Below are 16,288 nucleotides of genomic sequence, written 5' to 3' on the forward strand. Positions count from 1 at the left end.
AGACTCAGATGGACTTCAGCCTGTTCTACTTCGGGGACGACGGCGGTGACGCGGCCTCCGGCAGCGCGTACGACCTCGTCCTCAAGGGCGCCCGCTTCGCGGACGAGAACGACTTCACCGCGGTCTGGACCCCGGAACGCCACTTCCACCCCTTCGGCGGGCTCTACCCCAACCCGGCGGTCACCGGAGCCGCGATCGCCGCGGCGACCAGCCGCGTGAGCATCCGCGCGGGCAGTGTTGTCGCCCCGCTGCACCATCCGCTGCGGATCGCCGAGGAGTGGTCCGTCGTCGACAACATCTCCGGCGGCCGGGTCGGCCTCGCCTTCGCCTCCGGCTGGCACGCCGTCGACTTCGCGCTCCGCCCCGAGTCGTACGCGGACCGCCGCCAGGTCATGTTCGACACCGTGGAGCAGGTGCGCGGGCTGTGGCGCGGCGAGCAGCTGACCGTGCGGGACGGCGTCGGCGAGGAGCAGCGGGTACGGATCTACCCGGAGCCGGTGCAGCGCCGGCTGCCGCTGTGGATCACCAGCGCGGGCGGAGTGGAGACCTTCCGCAACGCCGGGGCGGCGGGCGCCGGAATCCTCACCCACCTCCTCGGCCAGGACCTCGACGAGCTCGCCACCAAGATCGCCGCCTATCGTGAGGCGGTCGCCGCACGCCCGGACGCCGACGGCTGGCCCGGACATGTCGTCCTCATGGTGCACACGTTCCTGGGCGAGGACGACGACACCGTCAGGGAGCTGGTCCGGGAGCCGCTGTGCGGATACCTGCGCGGCTCCCTCGGGTTGCTCCTCGGCTCCCAGACCGGCGGCGCCCGGCGGATCGATCCGGCCAAGCTCCGCGAGAAGGACGTGGACTTCCTGGTCGGCCGGGCCTTCGACCGCTACTACGACGACGGCGGGCTGCTTGGCACGGTGCCCAAGGCCGCGCGCGTCGTCGAGCGGCTGGCGGGCCTCGGCGTGGACGAGACCGCCTGCCTCATCGACTTCGGCCTGCCCGTCAAGACGGTGCTCGACGGTCTGGAACACCTCAACGAGCTGCGGAAGCTGAGTGCCCGATGAGTACAGGCCTGGACACGGCACCGAGGACGGCCGCCCCGTCGGACGAGGCGGCACGCCGGAGCTTCAGGCGGGCGGCCGGCCGGTTCCCCACCGGGGTCACGGTGATCACCACCGTGCTCGACGGGGAACCGCACGGGACGACCGTCAACGCCTTCGCCACCGCCTCGATGGACCCCTTGATGATCCTGGTGGCGCTGGGCCGCCGCTCGCGGCTGCGCGAGCAGATCCTGCGCAGCGGATGCTTCGCCGCCACGGTCCTGGCCGCCCACCAGGAGCCGGACGCCCGCTGGTTCGCGGACTCCGCACGGCCGGCCGGGGCCGAAGGCTTCGCCGGCCGGCCGTGGCGCCCGGCCGCGCACTCGGGCGCGCCCGTGCTCCTCGACGGAGTCTCCGCCTTCGACTGCTCGCTGGCCGCGACCTATCCGGCGGGCGACCACACCGTGCTGATCGGCCGGGTCGAGGCCTTCGAGGAGCTCTCGCAGGACCCGGCGCTGCTCTTCAGCGACAGCCGCCTGGTGGCCTGTCCCGCGCAGACACCGGACCGTACGGAATCGGCCTAGCAGGCCCCGAGCGAGCAAGGATCACCCTTCACATGACACGCGTCCTCATGTTCCCCGGCCAGGGGTCCCAATTCGTCGGAATGGGACGGGAGTTGTTCGCCCGCTTCCCCGAGCTGGAGCAGGAGGCGGACGACGTCCTCGGCTACTCCGTGCGGGAGCTGTGCCTCACGGACCCGCAGGGCCGGCTGGGCCGGACCGAGTACACCCAGCCGGCCGTGTACACCGTCAACGCCCTCGGCCACCGGGCGGCGCTGGCCGAACACGGTCCGCCCGACGTGGCGATCGGGCACAGCCTGGGCGAGTACAACGCGCTGGAGGCGGCGGGGGTGTTCGGGTTCGGCGACGGTCTGCGGCTGGTCGCCGCGCGGGCCCGCGCCATGGCGCGCGTCACCGACGGCGGCATGGCCGCCGTGGTGGGCCTGGACGACGCCGTGCTCCGCCTGGTGCTGCGCAGGGAGGGCTTCGCCGACGTCGCGGCGGCCAACTTCAACACCTGGGACCAGACGGTGATCGCGGGCCCGGTGACCGATCTGGACCGGGCCGCCCCGGTGCTGCTCGCGGCGGGTGCCCGGATGGTGCGGCGCCTGGATGTCAGCGGGCCCTTCCACACCCGCCACATGGCCCCCGCGGTCGCGGAGTTCGCCCCGGTGCTGCGGGCGGTGGCTCTGGGGGCACCCCGGTTCCCGGTGATCTCCAACCGGCACGCGCGGCCCTACCCGGACGCCGGTGTCGACGGCGTACTGCTCGAACAGATCGACCATCCGGTGCTGTGGCGGCAGACCGTCGAGGGGCTCCTGGGCGAGGGCGCCGCATTCCGCGAGGCCGGGGACAGCACGGTCCTGACCCGCATGCTGCGCGCCACCCGGCGGGAGCTCGCCGCCGCCTGAGCCGAGCCGGCGACCGCAGCGGACGTCCCCTACCCATCCAGACGAGGAACCGTCATGACACAGCCCACCCTCACCGACACCGCGGCGCGCAGCGGCGCCGTCGTCCGGCCCAGGCCGGTGGCCGACCCCGCACTGCGGGTCTTCCTGCTGCACCACGCGGCGGGTTCGCACCTCGCGTTCAACGACTGGACCGAGCACTTCCCGGCGGACTGGGAGGTCTGCCTGCTGGAGGCGCCGGGCCGGGGGCAGCTCGGCCACGTGCCCCCGTACCGCGACGCCCGGGGGCTCGCCGGCCATCTCCTGGACGCGGTCACGGACCTCCTGGACCGCCCGTTCGCGCTGTTCGGGCACAGCATGGGGGCGCTGATCGCCTACGAGACGGCCGCCCAACTGGCCGACCGCGGGCTCCCGGAGCCGGTCTGGCTGGGTGTCTCGGCGTGTGAGGCCCCCTACGACGCCGTTCCGGGTGACGGCCGGCCGCTGCATCTGCTGCCGGACGCCCAACTGCGCGCGGCACTGGGGCGGATGGGCGGCATGCCGCCCGCGGTCCTGGCCGACGACGACCTCTGGGCGCTGTTCGAGCGACGGGTGCGCGCCGACTTCAGCGTGGTCGAGACGTGGGTGCCGCGCGCCGGGCGGCCGGACGTACGGGTGCCGCTCTCGCTCTTCGGCGGCGACCGGGACCAGGTGGTCCCGCTGGACCAGCTGGAGGCCTGGGCGGACGGGGCGGAGCACTTCGCCGGGCAACACCTGTACCCCGGAGGCCACTTCTACTTCGAGGGCCGGGCCGACGCCGTCGTCGCGCAGGTGGTCGAGGACGTCCGTACCGCGCTGGGACGGCCGGCGTCCCGCTGAGAACACCGCTCGCAAAGCTCCATGACCCACACGCACGCGTGTGGGTCATGGAGCTTCTGCATTTCCTGTCCGGAATTCCTCGCGAGAGCGCGGAGCGGTTACGTCGACTCGGTAAAAACAGGGAAAGTTCAGCGAATGTGCCTTGCGTTACACGGAAGGAACAGGGTTGACGGTCGCATCGGAGCGATGCCATGATCGTCATACGCGAAAGGGAAGTTCTGCATTGCGGAACCGGCCGGAGCAGATACTGGGGAAGGTGACCTTCCTTTCAGGGTGTTTCCGTGACTGCGCGACGATCTGTCCAAACCCTCTTCATCTGTGGGCGGTTGGTGTAGGAAATTGCAATTCATGGCCTCTGTGGATCACCGCGTCGGTACCGGTGACCTGCCCGTGCTGGATAGCTGGGCACTCCCGGAAATCTTCCTCACCGGTGTGCGGAAGACGGACGAACAGGAATACCTGGCAACGGCCAGGACACCGAAGGCGCATGCGTACTTCACGGATCACCGAACCGGAACAATCGATCCGCTCTTTCTTCTCGAATGCTGCCGCCAGGCCGGCCCCTACGGTGGCCGTGAATTCATCGGAATCGACCCGGACAGCAAGTTCCTGCTGCATTCTTGCTCGTTCCGGCTGCCCGGTCTCGCGTCCCCGGCCGCGGCGCCGGGCGAACTCCCGGCAGAAATAGCCCTGGCCGTCGACGCCGGAGGCCGCCCGCATTCCCGGGCCGGCGCGCGCAAGGTCTCGTACGCCTTCGGCCTGACGCTTCCGGGTGGGCGTCTGGGCACGGCGCGCATCGACGTGCGCCATGTCTCGAACGAGCTCTACGACACGCTGCGGGGGCGGCGGGACCCGGCCGCGGCACGCCCCGCCGCGCCCGCGGTCCCCGTCGCGCCGCACCTCGTCGGCCGCACGCGGGCCTCGAACGTCGTCCTGGCGGACGTCGTGGCCGATGCGGGGCGGGGCGAGGCGCGGGCCGCACTGCGGCTTCCGTCGGACAACTCCAGCCTGTTCGACCGGAGTTACGACCACGTGCCCGCCATGGTCCTGATCGAGGCGGCCCGTCAGCTCTGCCTCGCTGCCTCCGCCCGGATCTCCGGCGCCGCCGCGAAGCGCACCACGCTCGTCGCGGCCGACTTCTCCTTCCACCGTTTCGTCGAACTCGACGCCCCGGTCGCGGTGCGCCTCACCGCCGAAACCCGCGCCGACGGCCATGGCATGACCGCGGCGCTGCCCGAACTCCGCTCCTACCAGGTCGAGTTCGAGCAGGGCGGCGAGGTCGCCGCGGCGGGGCGCACCTGGACCACATCCGTCAGAACGGCCGCACCGGCCGCAGGAAGGGAGATGCCGTGAGCCGCGCCGCGGTCCTGTGCGGACTCGGTGGCTGGGTACCCGCCAAGGCGGTCGCCAACAGCACCCTGGCCGAGCAGCTCGACACCACCGACGAATGGATCCGCACCCGCACGGGCATCCGGCAGCGGTTCGTGATCGACCCGGGGCAGGCCACCTCGGACCTGGCGGTCGAAGCCGGCCGCAGGGCACTGGAGTCGGCCCGCCGCACCAGGGAACACGGCGGTGCGGACGGCGGGCCCGCGCCGGACGTGGACCTGGTCGTCCTCGCGACCAGTACCCCGGACCACCCCTGCCCGGCCACCGCGCCCGTGGTGGCGCGGCGGCTCGGTCTCGGCCCGGTCGCCGCCTTCGACGTGGGCGCGGTCTGCACGGGCTTCGTCTACGCCCTGGCCACCGCGGCCTCGATGGTCACCGCGGGCCTCGCGCGGCGGGCACTCGTCATCGGCGCGGACACCTTCTCCACCATCCTCGACCCGGCCGACCGCACCACGCGCGCCATCTTCGGTGACGGCGCCGGAGCGGTGGTGCTCCGCGCCGGCCGCACGGACGAGCCGGGCGCACTGCTCGGCTTCGACCTCGGCAGCGACGGCGGCGGCGAGGAGCTGATCACCGTACGGGCCGGAGGCTCCCGGCAGCGTTCCACCGGGGCCCCCGCCCCCGAGGGCGACGAGTGGTTCTCCATGCGGGGGCGAGAGGTGTTCACCCAGGCCGTCCTCAGCATGAGCAGGTCCGCCGAGGCGCTGCTCGACGGCATCGGCTGGCGCGGTGACGAGCTGGACCGGATGGTGGCCCATCAGGCCAACGTCCGCATTCTGCGGGCGGTCGGCGAGCAACTGGGCCTCGCCGAGGACCGGCTCGTGGTCAACCTGGACCGGGTGGGCAACACCGTGGCGGGATCCATCCCCCTCGCCCTCGCGGACGCGGCGGCCTCCGGCGGTCTGCGGCCGGGCCAGCGCGTGCTGCTCACGGGCTTCGGCGGCGGCCTCACCTGGGGATCTGCGGCCCTTCGATGGCCCGAGCTCCAGGTCGAACCGGTGCCGGGGCTCGACGGCGACGGGCCCGCGGCCGCGCCGGGCACCCACCCGTGAAACACCTTCGCCCACCACGGGGCGCACCACTGCGCGCACGGCTGGGTGCGCGACCCCGCACGCGATCCCACTCACGATCCCAGGCACGACCCCACCCATGACCCCACCCATGACCTCACCCATGACCAAGACCGACAGCGGCCGGGCCGTGACCCGGCGGACAAGGACGACGACATGACCACCCCCACCTCCTTCGACCTCAAGGCCCGCCTGGTCGCGATCCTGGGCGAGAAGTTCGGACTCCCCGAGGACGAGGTCCTCTCCGGCGCCACCTTCGACGAGCTCGACATCGACTCGCTCGTCCTCGTCGAACTGAGCCTGATCCTGCGCAAGGAACTCGGGGTCGATCTGGCCGAGGGCGACCTGGACTCCTCCTTCCGTATCGACGACGCCGTGGCGGCCGTGGAAGCGAAGCGGGCGATGGTGTGATGCCCGGGTCCAGTGCGCGGGCCGACCGGACCGTCACGATCACCGGCATCGGTCTGGTCACCCCGGCGGGCATCGGGGCCGAGGCCAACTGGCAGCGCATCCGCTCCGGAGTCTCCGCCGCGGCCACCGACCCCGAACTCGCGGGCCTGGCCGTCGACTTCTCGTGCCGGGTGCCGGGCTTCGACGCCAACGCCCTGCTGGGCCGGCGCACCGCCTGGCGGCTCGACCGGTTCGTCCAGCTGGCCATCGTGGCCGCCCGGCAGGCCGTCGCCGACGCGGGCCTCGACCGGGAGACCTGGGACAGCACGCGCGTCGGCGTGGTCATCGGCAACTCCCTGGGCGGCACCGCCACGGTCGAGGCGCAACACCGCACGTACTACGGGGGAGCGCCCGACGAGGTGTCCGCGCTCATGATCCCCATGGCCATGGTCAACATGGTCGCCGGATACGTCGCCATGGACCTTCGCGTCCACGGCCCCAGCCTCGTCACGGCGACGGCCTGCGCCTCGGGTGCCTCGGCCCTCGGTGTCGCGCGGGACTGGCTGGCCGGCGGGGTGTGCGACATCGTCGTCGCGGGCGGTACGGAGTCCGCCATCAGCCCGGCGACGCTCACCGGCCTCTCCCGGATGGGCGCCCTGTCCGCCCGCCGGGACGACCCCGCCTCGGCGTCGCGTCCGTTCGCCGCCGACCGGGACGGATTCGTGGCCGCCGAGGGCGCCGGGGTGCTGGTGCTCGAACGGGCCCGCGACGCGGCCGCCCGAGGGGCCCGCGGCCATGCGCACATCGCCGGGTTCGGCGCCTCCTCCGACGCCCACCACGCCACCGCCCCGGACCCCGACGGCACCGGGGTGACCCGCGCGCTGCGCACGGCCCTCGCCGACGCGGGCGTGGCACCCGACGAGGTCGACCACGTCAACGCCCACGGCACGTCGACGCCGATGAACGACCTGACCGAGGCCCGCGCCCTGCACCGGGTCTTCGGCTCCCGGCCGGCCGTGACGTCGACGAAGGGCGTCACCGGACACACCCTCGCCGCGGCCGGCGCGGTGGAGGCGGCCTACACGGCACTGGCCCTGCGCCACGGCGTGGTCCCGCCGACCGCGAATGTGCGGACGCTGGACCCCGAGATCGCGGTGGACGTCGTCACCGGCGAGGCGCGCACCACGCCGCTCCGGGTCGCGGTCAGCACCTCGCTCGGCTTCGGCGGGCACAACGCGGCGCTGGTCCTCACGGCCGCCTGAGAGAAGGGAAGAACCACATGACAACGGGGGACATCGCCACGGCCGCGGTCGTCGGACTCGGCGGCGCCGGAGCGGAGTTGGCCCGCCGGCTGTCCGCGGCGGGCGTGCCCACCGTCGGCGTCGAGGCGGACGCGGCGGGCGCCGAGCGCGGCCGCGAACGGCTCGCCGGGACGGACGTGCGGGTCACGCACGACCTCCGGGAGACCGGCGCCGCGGACGTGGTCATCGAGGCGGTGCCCGAGACCGAGTCCGCCAAGCGGGCCGTGCTCGCCGGCATCGCCCGGCACGGCCGGCCCGACGCCCTGGTCGTCACGACGGCGCTCACCGCCACGGCCGCCGAACTCGCGGGCGCGGGACGCCCGGACCTCCTCGCGCTGCGCTTCCTGGACGCCGAGCGCCTCACCGCCGTCGAGCTGGCAGCGGCACCGGGCGCCACGCACCGGAGCGCGCCGGCGTTCGGCGACCTGCTCCAGCGGACCGGGCTGAAGGTCCATCAGGTTCCCGACCGGCCCGGATCCATCGCGCCGGCCCTGGTGTTCGGCATGCTCAACCAGGCCGCGTGGATGCAGCACGAGGGCCGTGCGGGCACCGAGGAACTGGAGACGGCGGTACGGCTCGGCTGCGGCTGGCGCCAAGGACCGCTGCGGATCCTGGACGGCATCGGCCTGGACACCGCGAAGGACGTCCTCGACGGGCTGCACCGTCGCCTCGGCCCGCGCTTCGAGCCCGCCCCGGTGCTCGGCCGGCTGATCGGGCGCGGCGACCTCGGCAGGAAGTCGGGCCGCGGATTCCACGACCACCGGACGGGCGGACCGGTTGCCCGGCCGCCGGTCCCCTCCGGGCCGTCCTCGCCGCCGGCCGGCACGGTCGCCGTCGTCGGATCCGGCACCATGGCCACCGGCATCGCCGAGGTGTTCCTGCGGGCCGGATACCGCACCGTGCTGGTGGCCCGCACCGAGGCCAAGGCGGCAGCGGCGGTTGAGGCGGTCGAACTCGCCCTGCCGGGCGCCGGGCCGGCGTCCGGGGAGAGGCGCGGCACTCTGTCCGGCACCGCGGACCGCTCCGTGCTCGCCCGGGCCGACCTCGTGGTCGAGGCGGTGATCGAGGACCGCGACGTCAAACGCGGACTCTTCGCCGAACTGGGCGCGGTGTGCAAGCCTCGGGCGGTCCTGGCGACCACCACCTCCAGCCTCCCGGTGCGCGACTGCGCCGAGGCGTCCGGCCGTCCCGGCGACGTCGTCGGCCTGCACTTCTTCAACCCGGCCCCGATGATGCCGCTGGTGGAGGTGGTACGGAGCGAGCGCACCGGCGAACGGGCGCTGGCCACGGCCCACGACGTCGTGCGGCGGCTCGGAAAGACCGGTGTGGAATGCGCCGACCGCACCGGCTTCCTCGTCAACTACCTGCTCTTCCCCTATCTGAACGACGCGCTCGCGCTGCTGCACCACGACGTCGTCGGCCCCCAGCTCCTCGACGGGGTGGCCAAGTCCGTCGGCGGCCAGCCGATCGGCCCCACACGTCTCCTCGACACCGTCGGCGCGGATGTCGCGCTCGCCGTGCAACGCCGCCTCCACGAGGACTACGGGCGGGCGGAGTTCGCGCCGCCGCCCCTGCTGGAGGAGCTGGTCACCACCGGCCACCTCGGCCGCAAGTGCGGGTGGAAGGGAGTGCGGGCCTACCTCGCCGCCCGAGAACTCGACGCCGTCGCATGATCCGCGGGACGACCCCGAAAGAGACAGAGCCCATGACCACCGACCATGTCCGCCCCGCCGCCGAGGCCGCCCCGCGGCCCCGGCCCGCCGCGGCCTGGACCGTCACCTATCTGCTGTTCGTCGTGATGCTGGGCGGCACCCTTCCCACCCCGGTCTACTCCCTCTATGCGCAGAAACTGGGTCTGACGCCCCTCGTCATCGCCCTGGTCTTCGCCGCGTACGCGGGAGGAATCCTCGTCGTCCTGCTCCTCTTCGGAGGGCTGTCGGACCAGATGGGGCGCCGGGCCGCCATCGCCCCGGCGCTGGCCCTGACCGTACTGAGCTGCCTGACGTTCGGGGTCTTCCCCACCCTGCCGGGGATCGTGGCGGGGCGGGTCCTCTCGGGCCTGTCGGTCGGGCTGACCATGGGCGCGGCGACCGCCTATCTGGGCGAGCTGCACCTGGACCGGGCGAAGGCCGCCCTGATCTCCTCGGTGACGGGCATGGCCGGACTGGGCTGCGGCCCGCTGCTCTCCGGGGTCCTCGTCAGGTACGTTCCCCACCCGCTGGTCACGCCCTACCTGGTGCTCGCCGCGATGGCGCTGCCCGGTCTCCTGCTCGCCCGGCTCCCGGAGACGGTGTCCCGGGGACGGCTGAGCATCCGGCCCCAACGCCTGGGCATCCCGGCGGACATGCGCTCGCTGTTCACCGCCGCGGCGGCCGCCGCATTCTGCTCGCTCGCGGTGCTCGGTCTGCTCTCCGCGCTCACGAGCCGCTTCCTGGCCGAAGGGCTGCACATCACCAGCCCGGTCACCGTCGGGGTCGTGGTCCTCTGCGCGTTCGGTTCGGCCGGCCTCGCCCAGCTCGCCACGGTCCGCCTCGCCCCGCACACCAGCGCCGTCGCGGGCATGGTGGCCGTGCCCCTCGGGCTCGTTCTCATCGTGGCGGCCCTGCCCGCCTCGTCGCCGGGCCTGTTCCTTCTGGGCTCCGCGCTGAGCGGCGCCGGCGGCGGCGCGGCCTTCAAGGCGGGGCTCGCGCTGGTGACCCGGCACGCGCCGCCCGGCCGGACGAGCGAGGTCGTGTCCGCCTACTTCGTGGGCGCCTATCTGGGCATGGCGGTACCGGCGATCGGCGTCGGTCTCCTGGTGACCGTCACGTCGCTGACCGCCTCGGCGGTCGTCTTCGCCGCGGTCGTGACCGTGCTGGCCGCGGTGAGCATCACAGCCACCGCCTCCACCCGGCCCGGGCGGAACACGCTGTAGCTCAACCCCCCGGGGTTCCGCCCCGGACCCCGGGAGGTCCCATCCCGCAGGGTTGATCCTGGCCGGCACCGGCATCTTCAGCCGGTCCCGCGTGTTCGGCGGGCGTCCGGCGCTCGGCACGGAAGTGTTCGGCAGTGGTTCGCCCGAACACCACGACCACCGGAGCCCCTGTACTCCTTGGGTTGTCGCCGCCACCGCGGACGGCTCCCTTCAAGGAGGACACCATGAAGAAGATCGTCGTGCGCAAGACCGGTTCCATCCGCCTGACCGCGCCGTGCCAGACGCACTACAACATCTTCGCCTTCTGACCGGCACGCTCCAGCGACGTGTGCGCAGCGGGGCCCGCGCCTTCACCAAGGGGCGCGGGCCCCGTCCCCATCCCGTACACCTACCGGGAGGCGTCCCGTGCTCCTCGACAGTCCTGTCTCCTTCCACCGCCTGAGTTTCGTTCCCGACGGCGAAGGCGTCCTGGTGGGGCGGCCCGACACCGATGCGTTCGCCGTCCTGCCACCCGACGGGGCCGCCGCGCTGCGGCGGATGACCGAGGGCCAGACGCCCGCGCAGGCCGCCGCCTGGTACGCCGGGCACTACGGCGAACAGCTCGACATGGCCGACTTCCTCGACACCCTCGGCGAACTCGGGTTCCTGCGGGGGGAGGGCGACGCCCAGGAGGCCGCGCCCGATGCGCCGGTCCGCTTCCAGCGCCTGGCCCAGGTCCTGTTCTCGCGCCCCGCGCTCTGCTGCTACGCCCTGCTCGTCGCCGCCTGGCTCGCCGTCATCGCCACCACACCCGATCTCGCGCCCCACCCGGGCCAGGTCTTCTACACCGACTCGCTGCTCCTGGTCCAACTCGTCGTGGTCTTCGGCCAGTTGCCCTTCGTCGGCCTGCACGAGGCGTTCCACGTCCTGGCCGGCCGCCGGCTCGGGCTGCCCAGCGAACTCGGCATGGGCACACGGCTCTACATCGTGGTCTTCGAGACCCGCATGAACGGCCTGCTCACCGTCGAGCGCCGCAAGCGGTATCTGCCCTTCCTCGCCGGAATGCTGGTCGACCTGGTGGTGGTGAGCACCCTCGGCCTCGTCGCCTTCGCGCTGCGGACGTCCGGCGGCGCGGAGCCCGTGGCGGGCCGGCTGCTGCTCGCGATGGCCTTCCCGATCCTGATCCGCTGCGGCTACCAGCTCTTCCTGTTCCTGGAGACGGACGTCTACTACGTCTTCGCCACCGCGCTCGGCTGCCACGACCTGCACGCGGCCACCCGCGCCCTCGTCCTGAACCGGCTGCGCCGCATCCTCGGGCGCCCGGCGCGCGTCGACCTGTCCCAGTGGACCGAGCGCGATCTCGCCGTCGCCCGCTGGTACGCCCCGTTCTTCACGGTCGGGGTGGCCGTGCTGCTGGCCATGGCGCCGCTGGTGTTCGTGCCGCTCTTCGTGCAGACCGTACGGCTGCTCGCGGACGGGATCTCCTCGGCGGGCAGCGGACTGCCGTTCTGGGACAGCCTGGTGTTCGCCGCGCTCAACATCGTGCAGATCGCCTTCTGGGCCTGGCTGACCGTGCGGGTCCACCTCCGTCGCCGCCGTACCTCCCGTGGAGTCCCGTCATGACCACTCGCCACCTCCGGATCACCGGCGCCCGCAGTGCCGACCGCCGGGCCGCGCTCGAAGCCGCCGGCCCCTTCGAGTTCACCACCACCTGCCACCAGTGGCTCCGCGGCCCGTGCACGGCGCTCACCGCGCTGCTGCACCGTTATGTGCCCGAGGCATGGGAGACCGGGCCGGAACTGGTCGAGGAGCACCGGGCCGCCCTGCTCTACATCGTCCCCGAACTGGCCGGCCGCATCGGCCCGCCGCCGCCCTCGCTGGTCGACGACACCCCGCACGAGGAGCGCACCCGCTACTTCGCCGAGCGCATGATCCGGGCCACCCATCACGGGATCATCGACTTCCTGCTCGCCCACGCCCGCCGCCGCCAGGGCCCGCCGCTCACCCTCGCGTTCGACGACGTACACGCGGCCTCCGCCACCGAGCAGGAGTTCCTGGCGCTGCTCGTGCGGCGCGCCGACCCCGGGGTGCTGAGGATCGCGATCGCGGGAGCGGACGAACCGCTGACCCCTGAACTGGCCGACGCCGTAGGGAAGTTCACCGACGCCGTTCCGGTGGCACCGGCCCTCGTCACCCCTCCGCTGGACGCCCGCGGCTACGTCTGGACGGACTGCACCAGCGACGACCCAGAGGCGTACGCGGCCTATCGCGCGCTCCCCGATGCGGCGCGGGCCGCGCTGCACGACGAGCGCGCCGCCGAACTGGAGGCCCGCCCCGACCGCGGTCTGCTGCTCGGCGCGATCCCGGGCCACCGCGAGCGGGGCGCCGATCCGTACGGCGCGGGCCGCCGTGCCCTGCGCACCGCCCTCGAACTCTGTGTGGCGATCGGCTACTCGGAGGCGACCGCCGACCTCGGCATGCGCGGCCGCGCCCTCTGCGACCCGGACTCCGACGCCCAGGACTACTGCCACTTCACGGCCAAGGCCGCGAGCGCCCTGGTGCCGCTCGGCCGCCCGGAGGAGTGCGTCGCCCTCTACCGGGAACTGCGCCGCCGGTACGCCACACCCCGGGTGCAGATGTCGACCAGCTACGCGCTCGCCGTCCTGCACACCCGTTTCCTGGAGCCGAGGGACCACGACCTGGCCCTGGAGTACATGAACAACGCGCGGGCGCTGGCCGCCCTGGAGCCCGACCCGGTGCTCGGCGCCTACTACCAGGTGTTCCAGGACAACGGACTCGCCCTCGTCGAGATGCACCGGGGCGGTCTGGAGCGCTCGCACGACCTCACCGCGCGCGGCATCGAGCGCCTGGAGCGCGAACTGCCGCCCGACCGTTACGTCGTGCACCGCTCCCAGCTCCTGCACAACCGCGCCCGGGTGCGCTATGCGCTCGGCCGCCTCGATGAGGCGTACGCGGACTTCACCGAGCTGATCGCCCGGGACCCGTACTACGTCGAGTACCACGTGGACCGCGCCAACCTCTGCCGCCGGCGCGGCGACCTGGCCGGCGCGCTCGCCGGATACGACCGGGCCGTCGAGGTGTCGGCGCCGATGCCCGAGCTCTTCCACAACCGGGGCGATGTACGGGCCGAGGCGGGGGACGTCGAAGGGGCGCTCGCCGATTTCGCCCGCGCCCTCGAACTGGAGCCGGACGAGCTGGGAACCAGGCTCGCGCGCGTCGCCCTCCTGATCGAGGCGGACCGGCCGGGCGAGGCGCTCGCCGACGTGCGCGCCGGCCTCGCGCTGCACGGCGACGACTCCCGGCTGCTGTGCCTGGCCGGACTCGCCGAACAGGCCCTGGGGCGGCCGGAGTCGGCCCGCGATGCCTACGACCGGGCCCTCGCCGGGGACCCGGCGAACGTCCCGGCGCTGACCGACCGCGCGGTCCTCACCTTCGAACAGGGCGACCCGCACGGCGCGGTGGCCGATCTGACGGCAGCCCTCGCGCTGGGCGGCGAGCACCCGGACGTGCTCTACAACCGGGGCTTCGCCCTGCTGGCCGCGGGGGACACCGAGCAGGCCCTGGCCGACTTCACCCGGGCGCTCGCACTCCCCGGCGCGGACCTCGCGGGGCTGCTGTGCCGCCGGGCGGAGTGCCTGACCCGGCTCGGCGAGACCCGCCGGGCGGCCGACGACCTCAACGGCCTTCTCCACCTGCATGACCAGGGCCTGCTCCCGCCGGACGCGGAACCGGCCGAGGCGCTGGACATGCTGGAGGAGCTCTCCGCGGCGGGCGTGGGCGGTGCGCGCGATGGACGCTGACACCTTCCGGGCGGCCATGGCGCGCATCGCGGGCCCGGTCGCCGTCGTCACCGTGCGGGACCCGGACGGTGTGCCGTACGGAATGACGGTGAGCTCGCTGTGCTCGCTCTCGCTGCGGCCGCCGCTCGTGCTGTTCTGCGTGGCGGCCACCGCCTCCTGCCACCCGGTGCTCCGCACGGCCCGCCGGTGGTGCGTGAGCGTGCTCGCGGCCGGGCAGGAGGACGTGGCGCGCCGGTTCGCCGCCCAGGGCGAGGACCGGTTCGCCGGACCCGGGCTCGATGCCTTCGGCGGCCTTCCGGCGGTGCGGGGCTCGCTCGTCCGGCTGCTGTGCGCGCACGAACGGATTGTCCCGGCGGGCGACCACAGCATGGTGCTCGGCCGCGTGCTGGAAGCCCAACTCGCTTCTGGAGACGGCTCGTTGACGTCGTCAAGAGGCCGCTTCGGCGACGCCCCCTTGGTGTACCACGCGCGCGGCTACCGGTCCCTCGCCCCGGCAGCCGCGCACGAGGCACTCAGCGCGCCGCGCGGCGCGCCGCTCCCCACAGGATGACAACGGCGAGCGCGGCCGGGACGCCCAGCGCGAAGCCGAGCGCCGGTGCCGCGCCACCGCCGGGCCCGGCACCCGGCGCCACCGGCAGCAGCGCCCGCGGCCTCCGGTGGCCCCGCGGTGATGCCCCACCCGGCTCGGCAGGAACGTACGCCTCACCGTGCTCCGCCGACTCGCCGTCCAGTATCGCCGCCGCCCGCTCGGCGAGCGCCTCGCGGCGCAGCCGGGCGAGCGTGCCGCCGGGAATTTCGAGGGCCGCCTCCAGCGCCCTGTCCAGATCCGGCGGCGGCAGCCGCCTGCCCTGCTCGTAGTCGGAGACCGGACTGTGCGCGGACAGTCCGATCCGGCGGGCCAGGACCCGCATCGACTGTCCGGTCTCGATCCGTTTGCGGCGCAGCAGCCGGGCCAGTTCGCCCGCCGCCGGACCGCCCGGCAGGGGCGCGCCGGTCATGCGCCGCCCCTGCCCGACCGGTCGCGGCCGACCCACACCTCGGGCGCCACGACCCATACCACCACGGTCGCCAGAACATGGAAGTTCCACCGCCGTGACCTGCTTCCCCCGCTCATCGCTTTCCCCTTCGTCTCAACGGCAGGTGTGCCGGACTGGAAGCCTGGCCCCGGGGCCCTGCCGCTGTCACGCGCGGTTCCGCTCAGCGGAACGCGCCGCCCGCAATCCGGCGCTGACGGCACACCCCGCCTGCCGCACCGCCTCCGAGAACCGCTCCAGCGGGCCGTCGGGATCGACCAGCGCGCAGACCGCCGCCACCGGACGCCCCCTCGCGCCGTGGACCGGGGCTGCCACACAGCTCACGCCTTCCATGAGCTCCTGCCGGTCGAAGGCGATGCCCCGCTCCTGGATCGCGGCCGCCTCCCACCGCCAGCCCGACGGCAGTGGCCCGAAAAGGCCGTTCGGCCGGGCCTCGGCCACCAGGAGCTTGCCCGCCGCCGTGGCCCACGGAAAGACCGCGCCCGCCCGCACCGGCATCCGTTCGTCGAGCTCGCCGGGCGAGGCGTGCGCGATCAGGGTCCTGCCCTCCGAGAGCACCGCGACCGTCACCGTCGCCCCGGTCGCCGACGCGAGCCGCCGCAGCGGGGCGCGCGCCGCTGCCCCGAGCCCCGGGTACGGCTGCCAGGCCTGCCCGAGCCGGAACATCCTCGGCCCCATCCGGTACTGGCCCTGCTGCTGCCGCTCCACCGCGCCGAGATCCGCCAGCTGCTGGAGCAGCCGGTGAGCGGTGGCCTTCGGCAGTCCGCTCTCCGCGGCGAGCCGGGTCACGCCGGCCTGGCCGAGCCGTTCCATCGCGGCGAGGAGCGCGAAGGTGCCTTCCAGCACGCTGCGGGCCCCCGAGTGTCCTGCATCCCCCATGCGTTACCCCCGGCGGCCAGTGTCCCGCAGGCACACGTCGGCCGAGCAGACCGTAACCGGGCGCGAGGAAGCGATGGGTACGTCTGGTGTACGCCACAGTGGACCGCGTGCGTGCCCCGGCTCAGTCAGCCGCAACTCACATAGGGAG

16 protein-coding genes are annotated in these 16,288 nt (G+C 73.5%); 14 read left to right on the forward strand and 2 right to left on the reverse strand.

Annotation, left to right across the window (positions count from 1 at the left end):
* Positions 1–8: 8 nt before the first annotated feature.
* The 14 genes from ABD346_RS33270 (at position 9) to ABD346_RS33335 (ending at position 14,777) form a co-directional block, all read left to right on the forward strand.
* Positions 9–1,061 carry a MupA/Atu3671 family FMN-dependent luciferase-like monooxygenase gene (locus ABD346_RS33270; protein ID WP_344380040.1) on the forward strand — a complete coding sequence of 351 codons (1,053 nt, stop codon included), beginning with the start codon at positions 9–11 and terminating at the stop codon, positions 1,059–1,061.
* Complete coding sequence (locus ABD346_RS33275; protein WP_344380041.1) at positions 1,058–1,621, forward strand: flavin reductase family protein; 564 nt, start codon at positions 1,058–1,060, stop codon at positions 1,619–1,621. The genes ABD346_RS33270 and ABD346_RS33275 overlap by 4 nt, the downstream gene beginning before the upstream one ends.
* 32 nt (positions 1,622–1,653) lie before the next feature.
* The gene (locus ABD346_RS33280; protein ID WP_344380042.1) at positions 1,654–2,508 is read left to right on the forward strand and encodes an ACP S-malonyltransferase; all 855 of its coding nucleotides are present in this window, start codon (positions 1,654–1,656) and stop codon (positions 2,506–2,508) included.
* A 54-nt stretch (positions 2,509–2,562) separates the two neighbouring features.
* Entirely contained in the window at positions 2,563–3,363 is an 801-nt protein-coding gene (locus tag ABD346_RS33285; protein WP_344380043.1) for a thioesterase II family protein, read from the forward strand.
* Between the two features lie 348 nt (positions 3,364–3,711).
* Positions 3,712–4,716, forward strand: a complete 1,005-nt coding sequence (locus ABD346_RS33290; protein ID WP_344380044.1) for an AfsA-related hotdog domain-containing protein — start codon at positions 3,712–3,714, stop codon at positions 4,714–4,716.
* Positions 4,713–5,804, forward strand: a complete 1,092-nt coding sequence (locus ABD346_RS33295; RefSeq protein ID WP_344380045.1) for a beta-ketoacyl-ACP synthase III — start codon at positions 4,713–4,715, stop codon at positions 5,802–5,804. Before ABD346_RS33290 ends, ABD346_RS33295 begins: the two co-directional genes overlap by 4 nt.
* A gap of 174 nt (positions 5,805–5,978) precedes the next feature.
* Positions 5,979–6,233, forward strand: a complete 255-nt coding sequence (locus ABD346_RS33300; protein WP_344380046.1) for an acyl carrier protein — start codon at positions 5,979–5,981, stop codon at positions 6,231–6,233.
* Complete coding sequence (locus ABD346_RS33305) at positions 6,233–7,474, forward strand: beta-ketoacyl-[acyl-carrier-protein] synthase family protein (RefSeq protein WP_344380047.1); 1,242 nt, start codon at positions 6,233–6,235, stop codon at positions 7,472–7,474. The genes ABD346_RS33300 and ABD346_RS33305 overlap by 1 nt, the downstream gene beginning before the upstream one ends.
* Before the next feature lie 17 nt (positions 7,475–7,491).
* Complete coding sequence (locus ABD346_RS33310; RefSeq protein ID WP_344380048.1) at positions 7,492–9,186, forward strand: 3-hydroxyacyl-CoA dehydrogenase family protein; 1,695 nt, start codon at positions 7,492–7,494, stop codon at positions 9,184–9,186.
* Positions 9,187–9,218: 32 nt separating this feature from the next.
* Positions 9,219–10,427, forward strand: coding sequence for an MFS transporter (locus ABD346_RS33315; protein WP_344380049.1), 1,209 nt, complete (start codon positions 9,219–9,221; stop codon positions 10,425–10,427).
* A 182-nt stretch (positions 10,428–10,609) separates the two neighbouring features.
* A complete protein-coding gene (locus ABD346_RS33320; RefSeq protein WP_344380050.1) occupies positions 10,610–10,735 on the forward strand; it encodes a hypothetical protein in 126 nt (41 codons plus the stop codon).
* A 97-nt stretch (positions 10,736–10,832) separates the two neighbouring features.
* Positions 10,833–12,029 (forward strand): hypothetical protein, encoded by a 1,197-nt coding sequence (locus ABD346_RS33325; protein ID WP_344380051.1) that lies wholly within the window; start codon positions 10,833–10,835, stop codon positions 12,027–12,029.
* Positions 12,026–14,227 (forward strand): tetratricopeptide repeat protein, encoded by a 2,202-nt coding sequence (locus ABD346_RS33330; RefSeq protein ID WP_344380052.1) that lies wholly within the window; start codon positions 12,026–12,028, stop codon positions 14,225–14,227. Before ABD346_RS33325 ends, ABD346_RS33330 begins: the two co-directional genes overlap by 4 nt.
* On the forward strand, positions 14,217–14,777 hold the full coding sequence (locus tag ABD346_RS33335; RefSeq protein ID WP_344380053.1) for a flavin reductase family protein: 561 nt from the start codon (positions 14,217–14,219) through the stop codon (positions 14,775–14,777). The genes ABD346_RS33330 and ABD346_RS33335 overlap by 11 nt, the downstream gene beginning before the upstream one ends.
* Here the strand turns inward: ABD346_RS33335 and ABD346_RS33340 are convergent.
* Both ABD346_RS33340 and ABD346_RS33345 read right to left on the reverse strand, forming a co-directional pair.
* On the reverse strand, positions 14,740–15,225 hold the full coding sequence (locus ABD346_RS33340) for a helix-turn-helix domain-containing protein (RefSeq protein ID WP_344380054.1): 486 nt from the start codon (positions 15,223–15,225) through the stop codon (positions 14,740–14,742). The two genes, ABD346_RS33335 and ABD346_RS33340, sit on opposite strands and share 38 nt — an antisense overlap.
* 183 nt (positions 15,226–15,408) lie before the next feature.
* The gene (locus ABD346_RS33345) at positions 15,409–16,140 is read right to left on the reverse strand and encodes an IclR family transcriptional regulator (protein WP_344380055.1); all 732 of its coding nucleotides are present in this window, start codon (positions 16,138–16,140) and stop codon (positions 15,409–15,411) included.
* Positions 16,141–16,288 lie beyond the last annotated feature (148 nt).

The sequence above is a fragment of the Streptomyces mauvecolor genome, from assembly GCF_039532965.1.
Lineage (GTDB): Bacteria > Actinomycetota > Actinomycetes > Streptomycetales > Streptomycetaceae > Streptomyces > Streptomyces violascens.

Excerpts from the sequence above, each read along its gene's own strand:
- ABD346_RS33285 (WP_344380043.1), top strand. The coding sequence starts at position 2,563 with ATGACACAGCCCACCCTCACCGACACCGCGGCGCGCAGCGGCGCCGTC.
- ABD346_RS33335 (WP_344380053.1), top strand. The coding sequence starts at position 14,217 with ATGGACGCTGACACCTTCCGGGCGGCCATGGCGCGCATCGCGGGCCCG.
- ABD346_RS33300 (WP_344380046.1), top strand. The coding sequence starts at position 5,979 with ATGACCACCCCCACCTCCTTCGACCTCAAGGCCCGCCTGGTCGCGATC.
- ABD346_RS33315 (WP_344380049.1), top strand. The coding sequence starts at position 9,219 with ATGACCACCGACCATGTCCGCCCCGCCGCCGAGGCCGCCCCGCGGCCC.
- ABD346_RS33305 (WP_344380047.1), top strand. The coding sequence starts at position 6,233 with ATGCCCGGGTCCAGTGCGCGGGCCGACCGGACCGTCACGATCACCGGC.
- ABD346_RS33340 (WP_344380054.1), bottom strand. The coding sequence starts at position 15,225 with ATGACCGGCGCGCCCCTGCCGGGCGGTCCGGCGGCGGGCGAACTGGCC.
- ABD346_RS33290 (WP_344380044.1), top strand. The coding sequence starts at position 3,712 with ATGGCCTCTGTGGATCACCGCGTCGGTACCGGTGACCTGCCCGTGCTG.
- ABD346_RS33270 (WP_344380040.1), top strand. The coding sequence starts at position 9 with ATGGACTTCAGCCTGTTCTACTTCGGGGACGACGGCGGTGACGCGGCC.
- ABD346_RS33280 (WP_344380042.1), top strand. The coding sequence starts at position 1,654 with ATGACACGCGTCCTCATGTTCCCCGGCCAGGGGTCCCAATTCGTCGGA.
- ABD346_RS33275 (WP_344380041.1), top strand. The coding sequence starts at position 1,058 with ATGAGTACAGGCCTGGACACGGCACCGAGGACGGCCGCCCCGTCGGAC.
- ABD346_RS33330 (WP_344380052.1), top strand. The coding sequence starts at position 12,026 with ATGACCACTCGCCACCTCCGGATCACCGGCGCCCGCAGTGCCGACCGC.
- ABD346_RS33345 (WP_344380055.1), bottom strand. The coding sequence starts at position 16,140 with ATGGGGGATGCAGGACACTCGGGGGCCCGCAGCGTGCTGGAAGGCACC.
- ABD346_RS33310 (WP_344380048.1), top strand. The coding sequence starts at position 7,492 with ATGACAACGGGGGACATCGCCACGGCCGCGGTCGTCGGACTCGGCGGC.